The sequence below is a fragment of the Pseudomonas laurentiana genome (genome assembly GCF_014648275.1).
GTDB classification, from domain to species: domain Bacteria; phylum Pseudomonadota; class Gammaproteobacteria; order Pseudomonadales; family Pseudomonadaceae; genus Aquipseudomonas; species Aquipseudomonas laurentiana.
This window is the reverse complement of the sequence record NZ_BMQU01000052.1, coordinates 1-3,370: the sequence shown is the minus strand read 5'-3', so window position 1 is coordinate 3,370 and position 3,370 is coordinate 1. Positions and strand designations below refer to the sequence as shown.

At 50.7% G+C, this 3,370-nt stretch carries 1 rRNA gene and 1 other annotated feature; the gene reads left to right on the top strand.

Going from position 1 to position 3,370, the window contains the following annotated elements:
* Positions 1 to 237: 237 nt before the first annotated feature.
* Positions 238 to 3,128 (top strand): 23S ribosomal RNA (locus tag IE038_RS23635).
* Positions 3,129 to 3,266: 138 nt separating this feature from the next.
* Positions 3,267 to 3,343 (top strand) — a sequence feature (5S ribosomal RNA rRNA prediction is too short).
* Positions 3,344 to 3,370: the final 27 nt, after the last annotated feature.

The following is a 3,370-nucleotide window of genomic DNA, read 5'->3' as shown; positions in this document are numbered from 1 at the left end:
TGTCAAAGCTTAGAAATGAGCATTCCATCGTGCTGATGGTGAATGTTGATTTCTGAACTTTTTCAGAATCGTTCTTTAAAAATTTGGGTATGTGATAGAAATAGACTGGATAGCACTTTCACTGGTGTTTATTCAGGCTAAGGTAAAATTTGTGAGTGTCTCTTAAGTCTTTAAGAGTATTGCGAATTTTCGGCGAATGTCGTCTTCACAGTATAACCAGATTGCTTGGGGTTATATGGTCAAGTGAAGAAGCGCATACGGTGGATGCCTTGGCAGTCAGAGGCGATGAAAGACGTGGTAGCCTGCGATAAGCTTCGGGGAGTCGGCAAACAGACTTTGATCCGGAGATCTCTGAATGGGGGAACCCACCTAGGATAACCTAGGTATCTTGTACTGAATACATAGGTGCAAGAGGCGAACCAGGGGAACTGAAACATCTAAGTACCCTGAGGAAAAGAAATCAACCGAGATTCCCTTAGTAGTGGCGAGCGAACGGGGACTAGCCCTTAAGTTGATTTGAGATTAGCGGAACGCTCTGGAAAGTGCGGCCATAGTGGGTGATAGCCCTGTACGCGAAAATCTCTTATCAATGAAATCGAGTAGGACGGAGCACGAGAAACTTTGTCTGAATATGGGGGGACCATCCTCCAAGGCTAAATACTACTGACTGACCGATAGTGAACTAGTACCGTGAGGGAAAGGCGAAAAGAACCCCGGAGAGGGGAGTGAAATAGATCCTGAAACCGTATGCGTACAAGCAGTGGGAGCCTACTTTGTTAGGTGACTGCGTACCTTTTGTATAATGGGTCAGCGACTTATATTCAGTGGCGAGCTTAACCGAATAGGGGAGGCGTAGCGAAAGCGAGTCTTAATAGGGCGTTTAGTCGCTGGGTATAGACCCGAAACCGGGCGATCTATCCATGGGCAGGTTGAAGGTTAGGTAACACTGACTGGAGGACCGAACCGACTACCGTTGAAAAGTTAGCGGATGACCTGTGGATCGGAGTGAAAGGCTAATCAAGCTCGGAGATAGCTGGTTCTCCTCGAAAGCTATTTAGGTAGCGCCTCATGTATCACTGTAGGGGGTAGAGCACTGTTTCGGCTAGGGGGTCATCCCGACTTACCAAACCGATGCAAACTCCGAATACCTACAAGTGCCGAGCATGGGAGACACACGGCGGGTGCTAACGTCCGTCGTGAAAAGGGAAACAACCCAGACCGTCAGCTAAGGTCCCAAAGTCATGGTTAAGTGGGAAACGATGTGGGAAGGCTTAGACAGCTAGGAGGTTGGCTTAGAAGCAGCCACCCTTTAAAGAAAGCGTAATAGCTCACTAGTCGAGTCGGCCTGCGCGGAAGATGTAACGGGGCTCAAACCATGCACCGAAGCTACGGGTGTCACTTAGGTGACGCGGTAGAGGAGCGTTCTGTAAGCCTGTGAAGGTGAGTTGAGAAGCTTGCTGGAGGTATCAGAAGTGCGAATGCTGACATGAGTAACGACAATGGGAGTGAAAAACTCCCACGCCGAAAGACCAAGGTTTCCTGCGCAACGTTAATCGACGCAGGGTTAGTCGGTCCCTAAGGCGAGGCTGAAAAGCGTAGTCGATGGAAAACAGGTTAATATTCCTGTACTTCTGGTTATTGCGATGGAGGGACGGAGAAGGCTAGGCCAGCTTGGCGTTGGTTGTCCAAGTTTAAGGTGGTAGGCTGAGATCTTAGGTAAATCCGGGATCTTAAGGCCGAGAGCTGATGACGAGTGCTCTTTAGAGCGCGAAGTGGTTGATGCCATGCTTCCAAGAAAAGCTTCTAAGCTTCAGATAACCAGGAACCGTACCCCAAACCGACACAGGTGGTTGGGTAGAGAATACCAAGGCGCTTGAGAGAACTCGGGTGAAGGAACTAGGCAAAATGGCACCGTAACTTCGGGAGAAGGTGCGCCGGTGAGGGTGAAGGACTTGCTCCGTAAGCCCATGCCGGTCGAAGATACCAGGCCGCTGCGACTGTTTATTAAAAACACAGCACTCTGCAAACACGAAAGTGGACGTATAGGGTGTGACGCCTGCCCGGTGCCGGAAGGTTAATTGATGGGGTTAGCTAACGCGAAGCTCTTGATCGAAGCCCCGGTAAACGGCGGCCGTAACTATAACGGTCCTAAGGTAGCGAAATTCCTTGTCGGGTAAGTTCCGACCTGCACGAATGGCGTAACGATGGCGGCGCTGTCTCCACCCGAGACTCAGTGAAATTGAAATCGCTGTGAAGATGCAGTGTATCCGCGGCTAGACGGAAAGACCCCGTGAACCTTTACTATAGCTTTGCACTGGACTTTGAATTTGCTTGTGTAGGATAGGTGGGAGGCTTTGAAGCGTGGACGCCAGTTCGCGTGGAGCCATCCTTGAAATACCACCCTGGCAACTTTGAGGTTCTAACTCAGGTCCGTCATCCGGATCGAGGACAGTGTATGGTGGGTAGTTTGACTGGGGCGGTCTCCTCCTAAAGAGTAACGGAGGAGTACGAAGGTGCGCTCAGACCGGTCGGAAATCGGTCGTAGAGTATAAAGGCAAAAGCGCGCTTGACTGCGAGACAGACACGTCGAGCAGGTACGAAAGTAGGTCTTAGTGATCCGGTGGTTCTGTATGGAAGGGCCATCGCTCAACGGATAAAAGGTACTCCGGGGATAACAGGCTGATACCGCCCAAGAGTTCATATCGACGGCGGTGTTTGGCACCTCGATGTCGGCTCATCACATCCTGGGGCTGAAGCCGGTCCCAAGGGTATGGCTGTTCGCCATTTAAAGTGGTACGCGAGCTGGGTTTAGAACGTCGTGAGACAGTTCGGTCCCTATCTGCCGTGGACGTTTGAGATTTGAGAGGGGCTGCTCCTAGTACGAGAGGACCGGAGTGGACGAACCTCTGGTGTTCCGGTTGTCACGCCAGTGGCATTGCCGGGTAGCTATGTTCGGAAGAGATAACCGCTGAAAGCATCTAAGCGGGAAACTTGCCTCAAGATGAGATCTCACTGGAGCCTTGAGCTCCCTGAAGGGCCGTCGAAGACTACGACGTTGATAGGTTGGGTGTGTAAGTGCTGTGAGGCATTGAGCTAACCAATACTAATTGCCCGTGAGGCTTGACCATATAACACCCAAGCAATTTGCGTCGAAAGGCCAGATTGCGGTGTTGTGAAGACGAAACGAACCGAAAGTTTGCGACTCACATCGCTATCACATACCCGATTTGCTGGAGCGTCGAAAGACGGTCTGGTACACAGAATTTCTTGACGACCATAGAGCATTGGAACCACCTGATCCCATCCCGAACTCAGTAGTGAAACGATGCATTCATCGTCAAGATTAAATTCCGAAACCCCTATCTGCACA